The sequence below is a fragment of the Williamsia sp. Y721 genome (genome assembly GCF_059683565.1).
Genome location: NZ_JCASNH010000006.1, coordinates 49,798 through 64,045, shown reverse-complemented (window position 1 = coordinate 64,045; position 14,248 = coordinate 49,798). Strand labels below are relative to the sequence as shown.

At 64.5% G+C, this 14,248-nt stretch carries 13 protein-coding genes; 9 read left to right on the top strand and 4 right to left on the bottom strand.

The window, feature by feature from the left end:
- Nucleotides 1-8: 8 nt before the first annotated feature.
- A complete protein-coding gene (locus tag AC56PL_RS26505) occupies nt 9-2,039 on the bottom strand; it encodes a DNA/RNA non-specific endonuclease (protein WP_497155693.1) in 2,031 nt (676 codons plus the stop codon).
- A 234-nt stretch (nt 2,040-2,273) separates the two neighbouring features.
- Here AC56PL_RS26505 and AC56PL_RS26500 point away from each other — a divergent pair, with 234 nt between their 5' ends.
- Together AC56PL_RS26500 and AC56PL_RS26495 are read left to right on the top strand one after the other, a co-directional pair.
- On the top strand, nt 2,274-2,642 hold the full coding sequence (locus AC56PL_RS26500; protein ID WP_495517129.1) for a YciI family protein: 369 nt from the start codon (nt 2,274-2,276) through the stop codon (nt 2,640-2,642).
- 42 nt (nt 2,643-2,684) lie between these two features.
- Nucleotides 2,685-3,890, top strand: coding sequence for an RNA polymerase sigma factor (locus AC56PL_RS26495; RefSeq protein ID WP_497155810.1), 1,206 nt, complete (start codon nt 2,685-2,687; stop codon nt 3,888-3,890).
- On the opposite strand, the gene AC56PL_RS26490 is transcribed toward AC56PL_RS26495, so the two are convergent.
- Nucleotides 3,883-5,076: an oxidoreductase gene (locus tag AC56PL_RS26490; RefSeq protein WP_495517130.1), complete on the bottom strand. Its 1,194-nt coding sequence runs from the start codon at nt 5,074-5,076 to the stop codon at nt 3,883-3,885. The two genes, AC56PL_RS26495 and AC56PL_RS26490, sit on opposite strands and share 8 nt — an antisense overlap.
- A gap of 177 nt (nt 5,077-5,253) precedes the next feature.
- On the opposite strand from AC56PL_RS26490, the gene AC56PL_RS26485 reads away from it, so the two are divergent.
- The 5 genes from AC56PL_RS26485 (at nt 5,254) to AC56PL_RS26465 (ending at nt 10,669) form a co-directional block, all read left to right on the top strand.
- A complete protein-coding gene (locus tag AC56PL_RS26485; RefSeq protein WP_495517131.1) occupies nt 5,254-5,421 on the top strand; it encodes a hypothetical protein in 168 nt (55 codons plus the stop codon).
- Nucleotides 5,422-5,517: 96 nt separating this feature from the next.
- Nucleotides 5,518-6,903, top strand: a complete 1,386-nt coding sequence (gene lpdA, locus AC56PL_RS26480) for a dihydrolipoyl dehydrogenase (RefSeq protein ID WP_497155692.1) — start codon at nt 5,518-5,520, stop codon at nt 6,901-6,903.
- Nucleotides 6,904-6,909: 6 nt separating this feature from the next.
- Nucleotides 6,910-7,818: a DNA-3-methyladenine glycosylase family protein gene (locus AC56PL_RS26475; protein ID WP_497155691.1), complete on the top strand. Its 909-nt coding sequence runs from the start codon at nt 6,910-6,912 to the stop codon at nt 7,816-7,818.
- 248 nt (nt 7,819-8,066) lie between these two features.
- Nucleotides 8,067-8,531 (top strand): hypothetical protein, encoded by a 465-nt coding sequence (locus tag AC56PL_RS26470; RefSeq protein WP_497155690.1) that lies wholly within the window; start codon nt 8,067-8,069, stop codon nt 8,529-8,531.
- Nucleotides 8,532-8,566: 35 nt separating this feature from the next.
- The gene (locus AC56PL_RS26465; RefSeq protein ID WP_497155689.1) at nt 8,567-10,669 is read left to right on the top strand and encodes a RecQ family ATP-dependent DNA helicase; all 2,103 of its coding nucleotides are present in this window, start codon (nt 8,567-8,569) and stop codon (nt 10,667-10,669) included.
- Nucleotides 10,670-10,739: 70 nt separating this feature from the next.
- Here AC56PL_RS26465 and AC56PL_RS26460 read toward each other — a convergent pair whose 3' ends face one another.
- Complete coding sequence (locus AC56PL_RS26460) at nt 10,740-11,312, bottom strand: GNAT family N-acetyltransferase (protein WP_495517136.1); 573 nt, start codon at nt 11,310-11,312, stop codon at nt 10,740-10,742.
- Between the two features lie 11 nt (nt 11,313-11,323).
- Complete coding sequence (locus AC56PL_RS26455) at nt 11,324-12,766, bottom strand: amidase (protein WP_497155688.1); 1,443 nt, start codon at nt 12,764-12,766, stop codon at nt 11,324-11,326.
- A 71-nt stretch (nt 12,767-12,837) separates the two neighbouring features.
- Between AC56PL_RS26455 and AC56PL_RS26450 the strand changes: the two genes are divergently transcribed.
- A complete protein-coding gene (locus AC56PL_RS26450; RefSeq protein WP_497155687.1) occupies nt 12,838-13,581 on the top strand; it encodes a FadR/GntR family transcriptional regulator in 744 nt (247 codons plus the stop codon).
- A complete protein-coding gene (locus AC56PL_RS26445; protein ID WP_497155686.1) occupies nt 13,571-14,245 on the top strand; it encodes a sterol desaturase family protein in 675 nt (224 codons plus the stop codon). Before AC56PL_RS26450 ends, AC56PL_RS26445 begins: the two co-directional genes overlap by 11 nt.
- The last annotated feature ends 3 nt before the right edge of the window (nt 14,246-14,248 follow it).

Sequence of the window (14,248 nt, the reverse complement as noted above, 5' to 3'; positions counted from 1 at the left end):
GTCTCCGATCAGAGGATGAGGTCTGCTGTGCGGATGAGTTCTCGTGCGGTGTCCGAGCTTTCGACGTGCTCCAGCGGATCGGAACCGATGTAGGCACTCAGGTCGAGGCCGGATACTCCTGCGATCCTGCGGACCGGGACCTGGTAGGTACGGTACGCCCCAAAGGCAAAAGCTTCAGGCGCGGTGGCGAATTCGTCCAGAAGTGCTTCCTGGCTGAGGAGGTAGCCGGTGGCCGACAGTGTCCCGTCGTCCTTGGCCATCGTCGCGACCTTCCAGAACTGTTTGGGCAGCTTGAATCCGCGATACGACGGGTCGTCATCGGCGAACACCGGGCCGGTGAGAACGTTCACCTTGATTTCGTTGTTCTGGGCGCTACGCAGCAGGTAGTCCTCCAGACCCACCCACAATGTTCTGCCCGCATTGAAATCGTGGTGTTGCGGGGTGCAATTGGTGAAGTGAAAGGTGTCGTCATTGGCAGCTTTTGCCTGCGGACCCCACGCCGGATCGAGGCGCCTTACCAGGTGCCCTCGGTCGAGTGGGTTGTCACGGTAGAGGGCTTCCTCGGTCTGTTCCTCGGCGGCGATACGCGGATCACGAATCCACCGGTCCGACTCACGGGGTGGATCGTTCGCCTGGCCGCCGTCGATGTTGACGGCCGTGAACAACGCCATCCGCCGTGGACGATTCATCACCACGCTGAAGTGGTGGTACCGAAGTTCTTGAGAAGCAACCGGTTTGATGGCTTCGGTCAGTACCGGCAGCGGTACCGGCTGGGTCAGGAATCCGGGGTCGTAGCCGCGACGGGTGCTGTAGTCGGGGTCGATGGACACCGCCTCGGTGCCGGTGCCGGTGTTCACGGTGCCCACATCGGCCCGGATCGTCGTGGCGGTGCCGTTGAGATGCACGGTGATCTCCACCGGCACCCGGATCGTCGTGGCGGTGTTCGCAGAATGCGCCTCGCCGCGGCCCGGTTCGCTCTCTCCGTCGCTGCGCGCAGGCGACGATGACACCCCGTCGCCGAGCAGCGCGCCCACGAGTGCCGTCTGCTCGGCCGTCAGGGGTTGTGATCGCAGATAGGCCAGGATGTTGCTGACCCGGACCCCCTCGTTCAGGTAGCCGCCGAACCGGGTCTGCTCGGGGGCGGGCACGCTGGCGTGATGCAGTGCAACGACTTCCCACTGGTCGTTGAAGACAGGGGAGCCCGATGACCCGGGTTCGGTGTCTGCGGAGTAGTGGACAAATCCCTCGGGGATGTCGACGAGTTTGTTCTCGCGCAACACGATCTGCTTCTTGCGGCCGCCGGGATGTTGAACGATGGTGACGGATTCGCCGACGATCACCGTGCCCTGTGCGGAGGTGAGCCGGTTGTAGCCGAATGTCGCCAGCTCCGGTGCCGGGGCGTCGACGGCAACCAATGCGAAATCACGTTGGCGGTCGGCCAGGAAGAAGCGGTCGGGGGCAAAGCCGAATGATGTGCCGGACAGTGGAACACCGCCGGGCCCGTCCTGGTAGTTGAACTCGATCTGACTCGTCCGGGCCGTGTCGGCGTCCGGCAGCACATGGTGATTGGTCAAGAGCAGCGATGGGGTGACGAGGAATCCGGTGCCGTGCCCACTTGGCCGACCTGTCCTGACTCCGATGTTCACGCGACCAACCGATCGCGATGAGATCACACCTTCGTCGAGGTATCGGATGCTGAGGAAGTCAGGGGAGTTGATGATCTTCTCGAGATTGGCACCCTTTATGTCGAGGGCGTCAGCTGCCCGGTCCACACCCCTGGCGATGGTGGGTTCGGGTGTCAGGGGTGCCGAGTCGGGAGCGTAGTAGCGAGTGATCCGGGCCAGGCGATTGGTGATCCGGGCCGCCGAATCCGCGTCGGCGAGGCGACCCTGCGACATGGCGTCCTCGTTGCCGCTGCGTTTGCCCTGTCGCTCCGCGATTCTTCGCGCGGCGGCATCGGTCTGAAGTCGGTTTTCGGAGTCGAATGCGGTCAGGTGTGATTGCGTGAGCTCATCGGACTGCGTCTGGACGATCGTCATGGCATGTCCTCGTCGGGTTCTGGTCCAGGATCTTCGCTTGCTTCGAGGTGGTGGCGTGCTTCGAGAATCCCGTGATCCCGCGGTCGGGGCACGCGTAGTCCGCTACTCGAATCCGTGGCCGGGCACTACGCGATCTCTTTCGAGGAAACGTCGAATTGTGGGCTCGTCAATCGTCATCACCGTGATGGACCGCCAGATGCGGCCCACAATGGATGAGATGTGAGGAGCCAGACGATGCGATACGCACTACTTCTGAACAACCGGGAGCCCGCAGAGGGTGAGATCTCCGCCGACGACATCGCCCAGATGCAGGAAGCATTCGGGGTCTATGGCAATGCTCTGGCCTCAGCCGGAGTGCTCGTTGCCGGGGAGATCCTGCAACCGGTGGCGGCCACGACGACGGTGACCCGGAGAGACGGCAGCCTGCAGATCCAGGACGGTCCTTTCGCCGACACGAAGGAGGCCTTGGCTGGGGTGTTCGTGATCGACGTGCCCGACCTGGACGCCGCGCTGGCGTGGGCCGAGAAATGCCCGGGAACCCAGTACGGCGTGATCGAAGTGCGACCGGTCGGGATCTCGTTGGTGGACGGGCGCTGGGTCTGAACCGTGCCCGAGTCCAGGGCGCAGGTGGACGTGCGGGCGGCGATGACCGCGCGCACGTCCTACGGCCGGTTGCTGGCGTTGCTGGCTGCCGCCGACGGTGATGTGCCGGCAGCCGAAGACGCGCTGGCCGATGCTTTCGAGCGGGCCCTGACATGGTGGCCGCGCGTAGGGGTGCCCGACAACCCGGACGGGTGGATCCTCGCGGTCGCCCGCAATCGGCAACGGGATCGGTGGAAATCTGCGGCCCACCGCAATTCGGTTGTGCTGGAGCCTGATCGCCATGCCGGCGTGCACCTCGATGGTGTCGATCCCGACGCCATCGGGGACAAACGCCTGGCACTGATGCTGGTGTGTGCGCACCCTGCCATCAACCCGGCTGTGCACACCCCGCTGATGTTGAACACGGTGGTCGGTTTCACCGCCGAACAGATCGGCCGCGCACTGGCGATCCCCACTGCGACGATGGCGGCGCGTCTGGTTCGTGCAAAACGCCGGATCAAACAGGCGGGCATACCATTCCGGATTCCGGACCGGACCGTGCTTGCCGAAAGGATGCCGGCCGTCGCCGAAGCCGTCTACGGCACTTTTGCCATCGATTGGCACAGCAGCGGAACGCAGCGCAGAGATGGTCTGACCACCGAGGCGCTGTATCTGGCCGAGACGCTGGCCGAACTGGCACCGGCCGAAGCGCGGGAGATCTTGGCCGAGGCGCACGGACTCGCTGCCCTGATCTGCCTGTCAAATGCCCGGCTGCCTGCCCGCTACAGCTCGGACGGGGCCCTGGTCCCGCTGGCCGAACAGGATGTGAGGCGGTGGGATGGCGGGCTCATCGAACGTGGTCAGGAGCACTTGCGCACCGCGCACAGTTGCGGTGTACTCGGGCGCTTTCAACTCGAGGCCGCGATCGAGTCGGTGCATATCGCCCGTCGGGAGTTGGGGACCACCGATTGGTGGGTCCTGCGTGATCTTTACCGGCTACTCGACACGGTCGCACCGACACTGGGCAGCACTGTCGCACTGGCCGCGGTGACGGCGGAGGTCGACGGCCCGGCGGCCGGGTTGGACTTACTCGATGCGATCGCGGACCGGACCGGCCATTTTCAGCCGGCCTGGAGCACTCGCGCACACCTGCTCGGGCAACTCGGCAGAACACCCGAGGCCCGGGATGCGTTCGCCAAGGCCATCTCTCTGACCACGGACCCGGCACAGCGCCAGGATCTCGAACGTCGGTGCCGCGAACTCAGCTGACGGCCTCGGCTTCGGAGACCTCGCCGGTGCGGACCGGGCAGCGGGTACGCGAATAGATGGTCGGCATGCACAGGTTGCAGTGCACGCATTTGGAGACCGTTGTCGGGTCGGCCTCGATGCGCAGAATGAGGTCGGGCTCGCGAAGAAGCGCCCGGCCCATGGCAACGAAGTCGAAGCCTTCGGCCAGCGCCAGATCCATCGATGCACGATCGGTGATGCCGCCCAACAGGATCAGCGGCATCGACACCGCTTCACGCAACTGGCGCGAGAGGGGCAGCAGGTAGGCGGGCTCGTAGTCGTACTTCTTCAGGAAGAACGGGGCAACCGCTTTGAGGCCCCAGCGCATCACGCCGTGGAAGGCATCGGAGAACTCTTTGCGCGGTACCTCGCCGTGGAACAGGTACATCGGGTTGAGCAGCGAACTGCCCGCGGTCGGTTCGATGGCATCGAGATAACCGTCGGACTCGAACATGCGGCCGACCTCACACGCCTCGTCGACACCGAAGGAACCCGGGAAGCCGTCGTACATGCTCAGTTTGGCCCAGATCGCCACATCGTCGCCGACCTCGTCGCGGACGGCTTCGGCGATCTCGCGGCAGAACCGCGCCCGGTTGACCAGCGATCCGCCGTACTCGTCGTGGCGGCGATTCAGCAATGGGCTCAGAAAACAGCTGGCCAGATAGTTGTGACCGAAGTGGAGTTCTAGTCCGTCGAAACCGCTGTCGACCGCGAGCCGGGCGGCCCGCCGGTACTTCAGCACAGAGTCGGCGATGTCGTCGGTGGTGAGCTTTTTACACAGCGCCATGCCCATCGGAGCCGGAATGCGGGACGGGGCATGGGCTTTGGCGTGATTGGAGATGGAGTTCGCAACCGGACCGGCATGCCCGAGCTGAGCCGCGGCGAGGGCACCCTCGGCGTGAATGGCCTCGGTCAGGTCGATCAGACCGGGCACGGCCTCCGGGCGCATCCAGATCTGATGGCGGTCGGTGCGGCCTTCCGGCGAGATCGCGCAGTAGGCGACGGTGTTCATCGCGACACCACCGGCGGCAACCTCTCGGTGGAACTCGATGAGTTCGGGTGTCACCAGCGCATCAGGTGTTGCCCCCTCAAACGTGGCGCATTTGATGATCCTGTTGCGGAGTTTGAGCGGACCGAGGGACGCGGGGGCAAACGGTGTGGGCTGCACTCTGCTGAGGGTATCTCCCAATCGACCTGCGAACAAGAACAGGTTCTAGTTCTGGCGGACTGGTGATTCCATCCGACGGGGGGTGGGTGACGAATAGCGCGTAAAGGTCCGATTCGCCGCGGCGTATCGCCGTCGCTGCCTGCGGTGGTCGCGGACTGCAGAGGCAAGGGGTGCACCATGAAAGCGCAGCACAAGCAGCATCTTCGACCCTGTGATCGTGACTGTGACGGTTTGCTCGAAGCCCTGCCTGCCGACCCCGACGCCCAGGAGTTCGCCGATGGTGGTGGTGGGTACGCCGGGCTGATGGCGCCGCCGGATCGGTGGCTGTGGATCCCGGCTGGATGATCGTTGATCAGTCACTACGTGTCGTTCATGTGAATCACGCTCTGGCTAGGGGGTATCTGTCAGCACGCCGAAGTGCAGCGACGTAGGGTAGAGCGCGTGGCTGAACACTTTGACACTGTTGTCCTTGGCGGAGGTCCGGGAGGTTACGTCGCCGCGATCCGGTCGGCGCAACTCGGGGCTAAAACCGCCGTAATCGAAGAGAAGTACTGGGGCGGTGTCTGCCTGAACGTGGGCTGCATCCCGTCCAAGGCGTTGCTGCGCAACGCCGAGCTGGCGCATATCTTCAACCATCAGGCGAAGACCTTCGGCATGTCGGGGGATGTGACCTTCGACTTCGGTGCTGCGTTTGATCGCAGTCGCTCGGTCGCGGACCGGATGGTCAAGGGTGTCCACTTCCTGATGAAGAAGAACAAGATCACCGAGATCGACGGGTTCGGCGAGTTCGTCGGGCCCAAGACGATCAAGGTCGGCGATCAGGAGATCACGTTCGACAACGCGATCATCAGTACCGGCTCGGTGGTCAAGCTTCTGCCCGGCGTCGAATTGTCCGACAACGTCGTCACCTACGAGGACCAGATCCTCACCCGTGAACTCCCCGGCTCGATCGTGATCGTCGGCGCAGGCGCCATCGGCATGGAGTTCGGCTACGTCCTGGCCAACTACGGGGTCGACGTCACCATCGTCGAGTTCCTCGACCGCGTGCTTCCGAACGAAGACAAGGACGCGTCGAAGGAGCTGGCCAAGGCCTACAAGAAGCTCGGCATCAAGATCCTCACCTCCACCAAGGTGCAGTCGATCGATGACCAGGGTTCGAAGGTCGTGGTCAAGTACGTCGACGCCAAGGACAACGCCGGTGAGCTCACGGTCGACAAGGTCCTCATGTCAGTGGGCTTCGCTCCGCGCGTCGAAGGCTTCGGCCTCGACAAGACCGGCGTCGAGCTGACCGATCGCGGCGCGATCGCGATCGATGATCACATGCGGACCAACGTCGACGGCATCTACGCGATCGGTGACGTCACCGCGAAGCTGATGCTCGCCCACGTGGCCGAGGCGCAGGGCGTCATCGCTGCCGAGACCATCGGCGGAGCCGAGACGATGGTCATCGACGACTACCGGATGATGCCGCGGGCGACGTTCTGTCAGCCGCAGGTTGCTTCCTTCGGTCTCACCGAGGATCAGGCCAACGACGAGGGCTACGACGTGAAGGTCACCACCTTCCCGTTCTCCGCCAACGGCAAGGCACACGGCCTCGGCGAACCCACCGGTTTCGTCAAGCTCATCACCGACAAGACCAACGACGAACTGCTCGGCGGACACCTGGTCGGCGACAACGTCTCCGAGATGCTGCCCGAGCTGACGCTGGCACAGAAGTGGGACCTGACGGCCAAGGAACTGGCCCGCAACGTCCACACCCATCCGACGATGAGTGAGGCCATGCAGGAAACCTTCCATGGCGCCATCGGTCACATGATCAACCTGTAGATTTTCATGACCGATGAAGGGCCCGGCGACAATTCGCCGGGCCCTTCATTCATTTCTCGGTTGTGGACACCGCCCGGACCAGTGGATCTGCGGGCCACGTTGGGTCTGCATCGTCGCGGTAGTGGTGATCCGTCCACGAGATTCGCGCCGAACGGTTCCATCTGGCGCGCGATTCACACCCCGGATGGGCCTGGGACGCTTGCAGTTTCGCATCACGGAGCCGAGGTGCTGGGGCGGGCGTGGGGACCCGGCGGTCCATGGCTGTTAGAACACCTGCCGACGATGCTCGGCAGTCAGGACAACCCGGAGGAGTTCGTGGCCCATCACGACGTCATCGCAAAGCTCGCGCGTCAAGGACGAGGGCTGCGCATCGGACGCACCGATCGGGTCTGGGAGTCGCTGGCGGCTGGGGTTCTCGAACAGAAGGTGACCGGCGCCGAGGCGTGGCGGTCCTGGCGGTACATCCTGAAAAAGTATGGGGAACCGGCACCGGGTGCTCCGAGTATGAGAGTTCCACCGCCGCAACAGGTGTGGCGTGGGATCCCGCAATGGGAATGGCATGCCAGTGGTGCCGAACCGGCGCGACGCCGGACGATCGTCTCCGCAGCCGGCTACGACGTGGAACGCAAGGCCGATCGATTGCATCTCCTGCGCGGAATCGGGCCGTGGACCGCGGCGCAGACCAGGGTGCGAGCGGTCGGGGACGCCGATGCGGTGCCGGTGGGCGACTTTCACTATCCGTCCATGGTCGGCGGTGCGCTCATCGGTAAACGGGTCGACGACGACGGGATGCTCGAACTTCTCGAACCCTATTCCGGCCATCGCTATCGCGTGATCCGTCTGATCGAGTTGTACATGCCGATGCCCGCCCGCCGGGCACCCAGGATGCCGACCCGCGACTATCGAGACCTCTGAATCGGGACAGACGCAGTAAACGGTATCCCGCCCGTCTCCAGGCTGCCCTTGGGTCGGCTCTGTCGTTTCCGCTGCTGGTGTTGTGGTTCTATCTCATGTACCTGCCCCGGGCGCGACACTCGCGCCACCGGAGGTGGTGGCGGTGAATCCGCGCCGCCGGCGACCGGAGTGGCCCGCCTCCGATGTCCTGGTCAAGGCCAGCCATTTGTCGGTTGTCTTCGGGCAGCTGTGCTTGTGACGCTGGTTCTGTGATCAAACGACCTCAGAACACCGTGGAGTTCCGGGTGTTGGCGTGCGTGGTGGCGATCTTGTGCGCAGCCTTCGCCGGTCTGCACTTCGCGTGGGCGTCGGGGTGGCGCACCGGCCTGCCGGTCGATGCCACACTGCTCTCGGGTCGGCCGTTGTTTCTGGCCTACGAAATTGTCACCGGGGCCCTGCTGCTCGCCGCGGCCGTCATATGCGTCCTGGTCTGCCTGGCGGAGCTGTCCGGCCGTTGGCATCGCCTTATGACGCTGTTGGTGCTGGTCGGAAGCGAAATCGCAGTGATGCGCGGGTTGGCCGCCTCGATCTTCGACATGTCTGCGGTGGCCAGTGACGCGCACGTGCATCTGGCCGGCGTGCTGGCGAATGTGTCGTTCGTCGTGATCGGTATCTGCGGACTCGTGATCTGGCGGGTCATGGCAGGTGACCGTCGTTCGCTCGCATGCCGCTGACGACCCTTGTCGGGGTGGCAGGGCACCATGGGCACATGACCACTGGAATCACCGCCACCCGCGAGCAGGCTCAGACCATCCTCGAGCAACTGGCCGGACCGGGCGCCACGTTGCGCGACGACCAGTGGACCGCGATCGAGGCATTGGTTGTTCAACGACGACGGGCGCTGGTGGTACAGCGGACCGGCTGGGGCAAGTCGGCGGTGTATTTCATCGCCGCCAAGCTGCTGCGTGCCGAAGGTCGCGGCGCGACTGTCATCGTGTCGCCGCTGCTTGCGCTGATGCGCAACCAGGTCGCCTCGGCCGAACGGGCCGGGGTGAAGGCGGCGACCATCAACTCGGGAAATGTCACCGAGTGGGACGACATCCATGAGCGCGTGAACAGTGGCGATCTCGACGTTCTGCTCGTCAGCCCCGAGCGGCTCAACAATCCGGACTTCCGCGACAACGTACTGCCGGCACTGGCCGCGGATGCCGGTTTGGTGGTGGTCGATGAGGCGCACTGCGTATCCGATTGGGGTCACGACTTCCGCCCCGACTACCGCCGGATCCGGACGCTTGTCGCCGAACTCGGGACCGACGTGCCGGTGCTCGCCACCACGGCGACCGCCAATGACCGGGTTGTCGACGACGTGGCGGCGCAGCTCGGTGTCGGCGGCGGCGACACACTTGTGTTGCGCGGCGGACTCGATCGGGAATCGCTGCATCTGTCGGTGGTGAAGGTTCCGACGTCGGCTGAACGGGTGGCATGGCTTGCGGCCCATATCGATTCGATCGAGGGATCGGGCATCATCTATACCCTCACGGTGTCCGCGGCTCGTGACGTCGCGACCCTGCTCAACGATCTCGGACACAAGGTCGCCGCGTACACCGGCGCCACCGATTCGGGCGAGCGGGAACAGCTCGAAGCTGACCTGATGGCCAACCGGGTCAAGGCGCTGGTCGCGACCTCCGCGCTCGGTATGGGTTTTGACAAGCCCGACCTCGGCTTTGTCATCCATCTCGGGGCTCCGTCGTCGCCGATCGCCTATTACCAGCAGGTCGGCCGTGCCGGCCGCTCGACGGCCAGCGCCGAGGTGATCTTGCTGCCGGGAAGTGAGGACCAGGAGATCTGGCGATACTTCGCGTCGGTGGCCTTCCCTTCGGAAACGTTGGTACGCAGGGTGATCGAGGTTCTGGATTCCGATAGGGCGCAGTCCACCCAGGCACTCGAACCGCTGGTCGACCTCGGTCGCTCACGACTCGAGATGGTTCTCAAAGTGCTCGACGTCGATGGTGCGGTCAAGCGGGTCAAGGGTGGCTGGATCGGGACGGGTCAGCCATGGGCGTATGACGAGGCCCGCTACGAGAAGCTCGAGATGGCCCGAAAGCGCGAACAGCAGGCGATGCTCGACTACCAGAACACCCCCAACTGTCGGATGGTGTTCCTGCGTGCTCAGCTCGACGATCCCGATCTGATCCCCGACAGCAAATGCGGTCGATGCGACAACTGTGCGGGCCAACGGTATTCGGCAACGGTCGACGGCAAGTCGTTGGACGCGGCGCGCGAACAGTTGCAGCGTCCCGGTGTCGAGCTGGCACCCCGCAAGCAGTGGCCGACGGGTATGAAGAAGCTGGGTGTCGAACTGTCGGGCAAGATCTCGGATGGACCCTCGACGGGCCGCGTGATCGGTCGACTCAGTGACCTCGGATGGGGTACCCGATTGCGCCGATTGCTGGATGAGCCCGACGCGCCTGCTCCCGAAGAGGTTGTGCGCGCCGCGGTGGCGGTTCTCGCCGCGTGGCCGTGGCAGACGCGGCCGACTGCAATCATGGGGCTCGATTCGGACTCGCATCCGATCCTGATCGGGTCCGTGGTCGATCGGCTGTCCGAACTGGGACGTCTGACCAATCTCGGGACATTGCGTTACTCACCAGAACACCGACCGGTGACGGCTGCGAACTCGGCGTATCGGGTGGCCGGCCTGGCAAACGCATGGAGTGATCCCGACCCGGCGACCGTTGCCGCGCTCACCGGACCGGTGCTCCTGGTCGACGACCTTGCCGATACCGGTTGGACATTGACCATGGCGGCTCGGCAGCTACGCCGTGCCGGAGTCTCGGAGGTACTGCCGTTCGCGCTGGCGAGCACGAACTGAGGTCTGTCTGAGCGACTGCTTCGATCACTGACCACCGTCATGCCGGACGTCGAGTCGCCGGGCTGAGCTATCAGCGCAGGTCGAGCCGCATCAGGACTCTGGGGTGGCCGGCCAACACCGAGGTGGTGTCGGCGGCGTGGCTGAACCCGGCGCGCTCGAAGTTCTTCCGGATCCCGGCGTACGCCATCGTCAGGTCGACCTTGGCGCCACCGTTGTCGAGCGGGTATGCCTCGATCACCGGTGCGCCGTGGGCGCGGGCGAACTCGACCGCGCCGGCAATCAGGGCGTGAGAGATCCCCTTTTTGCGATGACCGGGACGGACGCGGATACACCACAGCGACCAGACCGGCAGGTCGTCAACGCAAGGGATCCTACGGCTGCGTGCGAAGGAGGTGTCCGAGCGTGGCGCCACGGCCGCCCAACCGACCGGCTCGTCACCGTCATAGGCGAGCACCCCGGGCGGGGGCTCGGCTCGGCACAGCTCGGCGACGTACTCACCGCGGGCAGACCCGCGAAGCTCGTTGTTGAGCTTGGACGGGATCCGGTAGCTCAGGCACCAGCAGACGTTGGCCCCCGGTGACTTCGGGCCGACCAGGGTACGGACATCGGAGAAGGCTGAAGCCGGACGAACTTCGATGGTCATGGTGCGCGGGCCTAGAGAGCTCGGTACGCAGTCGAGCGCTCCTGGTCTTGGATCCTGGCGAAGGGTTTGGCCGCTTCGAGTTCGAACGCGAGCTCGAGCAGGGTGCGCTCGTCGCCGTGTGCTGCCGAGAAGTGGACGCCGATGGGTAGTCCCGTCCGGGTGCGACCCATGGGCAGAGAGACCGCCGGGCTGCCGGCGGCATTGTTCAGTGGCGTGAAGCTGACGTAGTTGACCAGACGCGGGAACATCACGTCGAAACCCAGTGCGGGCGAGAGGAATCCGAGTTCAGGTGTGGTGTGGCCCAGCACGGGGGAGAGCACCACGTCGAGGTCGGAGAATGCCGCCCGGTATTGCTTCTCGCTGCGCTTGAGCCCGCGGATCGACGCCGGCGTCAGCCAGGGGCGTCGCAGGAAGTCTCGGGCCAATCCCGCCGTGAGTGGATCGAGCTCGCGTCTGTCGAACCTGTCACCGGTGACCTGTTTGCCGAAGTACTTCATGGAGAACGCCATCATTGCCCAGTAGTGCACGAAGTCGCGGACAAACGTCTGGTCGGTGGGCACGGCGATCTCCGAGACCTCATGGCCGAGTGACTCCAGCAGTTCCGCGGTCTGCACGACGGCAGTCTTGGTCTCGCTGTCGGTCGGATCCCCGACGATGGAGTTGAGGACCAGACCGACCCGCAGCCGACGGTCCGACGGGCCGTGGACGGACCCGATCGGGGGTAGTTTCTTTGCAGGCCGGTACTTCTCGATGGCGGCAACGAATGCGGCGGTATCACGCACCGTTCGGGTCAGGGCGCCGTTGGAAATGATGTCGATCGGCATCGCCTTGCCCTGTATCGACTGGACCTCGCGGCCGCGCGTCATCTTCAGGCCGACCAATCCGCAGGCCGCAGCCGGAATCCGGATCGAGCCGCCGCCGTCGTTGGCATGCGCGATCGGCACCACGCCCGCGGCCACGAGTGCCGCCGAACCACCGGACGACGCACCCGAGGAGTAGCCGGTGTGCCAAGGGTTCCGGGTGGGTGGCGCAGAGACGAATTCCGTGGTGGCGTTGAAGCCGAACTCGGGTAGACGCGTTTTGCCGAGCATCGTCATACCGGTCGACAGGTATTGGTCGACGTACGGTTCGTTGGCCGCTTTCGGTGTCGGTCGGACCGCTCGCGAGCCGGATGCGGTAGGCAGGCCGGCGACGTGACTGTTGTCCTTGATGGCCGTGGGGACACCGGCAAACACTCCGGTCGCCGGTGTTCTCGCTGCCGCCAAAGCCCGGTCGAAGTCCTTGATGACCAGCGCATTGAGGTCTGGTTCGACAGTTTCGGCGCGGGCGATCGCCGCGGCGGCGGCTTCGTCGGCGCTGATCTCACCGGCCGCGATGGCGGCCGCCAATGACACCGCATCGTGCTCGCCGAGTGCATCGTCGGTGAAAGCGTGGACGTGGGTGCGGTCGGCCATGCGCTTACGGTACTGCAGTTGATTGGTAAGACCACTTGACCTCTTACCGCTGACGGTTCTACCGTCGAAGCATGCCGTTCCAGCCGATCGAACACCGCAGCGTCCCCGAGGACGTTTTCGAGCAGATCATCGAAGGCGTTCTCAGTGGTGATCTGGCTCCCGGTCAGTCGTTGCCGAGCGAACGCGAACTCGCGCGGGTGCTCGGTGTATCGCGGCCTGCGGTGCGGGAGGCATTGAAGCGGGTGGCCGCTGCCGGCCTTGTCACGATCAGGCAGGGAGATGGCACCACGGTCCGGGATGTGCGGAAGTTCGGTGGCCTCGACCTGTTGCCCCGCCTGCTCATCAGGCAGGGCGAACTCGATGTGTCAGTGGCCCGTTCGGTCATCGAGGCCAGGGCGCACATCGGGCCCAAGGTGGCCGAGTTGGCGGCGCTACGTGCGAACGGCACTCAAATCGCTGCCGTGCGCGAGGCCGCGACCAGGCTCGCCGATCTGGTCGACCCCATCGAACAACAGGTTGTCGCGCTGGACTTCTGGGACGCGTTGGTGGACGGCGCGGATTCTATTGCGTTCCGTTTGATGTACAACACGATGCGGGCGGCGTACGAACCTGCGCTCCCGGCGCTGGCGGGTGCGTTGTCGGCGGAGGTGGGGAATTCCGATGGCTATCGCGCGATAGTCGCCGCCGTTGAACGACGCGATCCGAACGCGGCGGCCCGCGCCGCGACCGTTCTGCTCGAACCCGCCACCACAACTCTGATGTCGGCGTTCACCGAGATGGAAGACCTGCTCCGGGAGGCCCCCGATGGTGACTGAACAAGCGGCGCCGAGGCGCAGGGATCGCCGGAAGGTCTCGCTATGGAGCGCGTTTCGTGAGTTCGTCGGGTACCCGTCACCGTGGATGATCATCGTCGTCCTGGGTGCGTCGACTATCGCCCGCATTCTGGTCGGTGATTTCGCCTGGACCGATGCGCTCGTCCCGGTGGTGATGATCGTTTCATTCCCGTTTGCGGAGTGGGTGATTCACGTCTGCATCCTGCACTGGCGACCCCGGACCGTCGCCGGCCTGAAGATCGACACCCTCCTGTCGCGCAAACACCGCGAGCACCACAACAATCCGCGGGACGTCCCGCTGATCTTCATTCCCTGGCAAGTGCTCTGTCTCATATTGCCGGTGGCGATCGCGCTCGGCCTGTTTGCCTTCGGCAGAACGGGATTGGGTTTGACGTTCATGGTGACCCTCGGGTTTCTCGGGTTGATCTACGAGTGGACGCACTACCTGATCCACACCGACTACAAACCCAGGAGTCGCCTCTACCGGGCGACCTGGCGACATCACCGATTCCACCACTACAAAAACGAGCACTACTGGTTCACTGTGACCACCGCGGGAACCGCAGATCGACTTCTCGGTACGAATCCCGATCCGGAGTCCGTCGAGAAGTCGCCGACAGCGAAGGATCTTCACGCGACGAGTTGACCC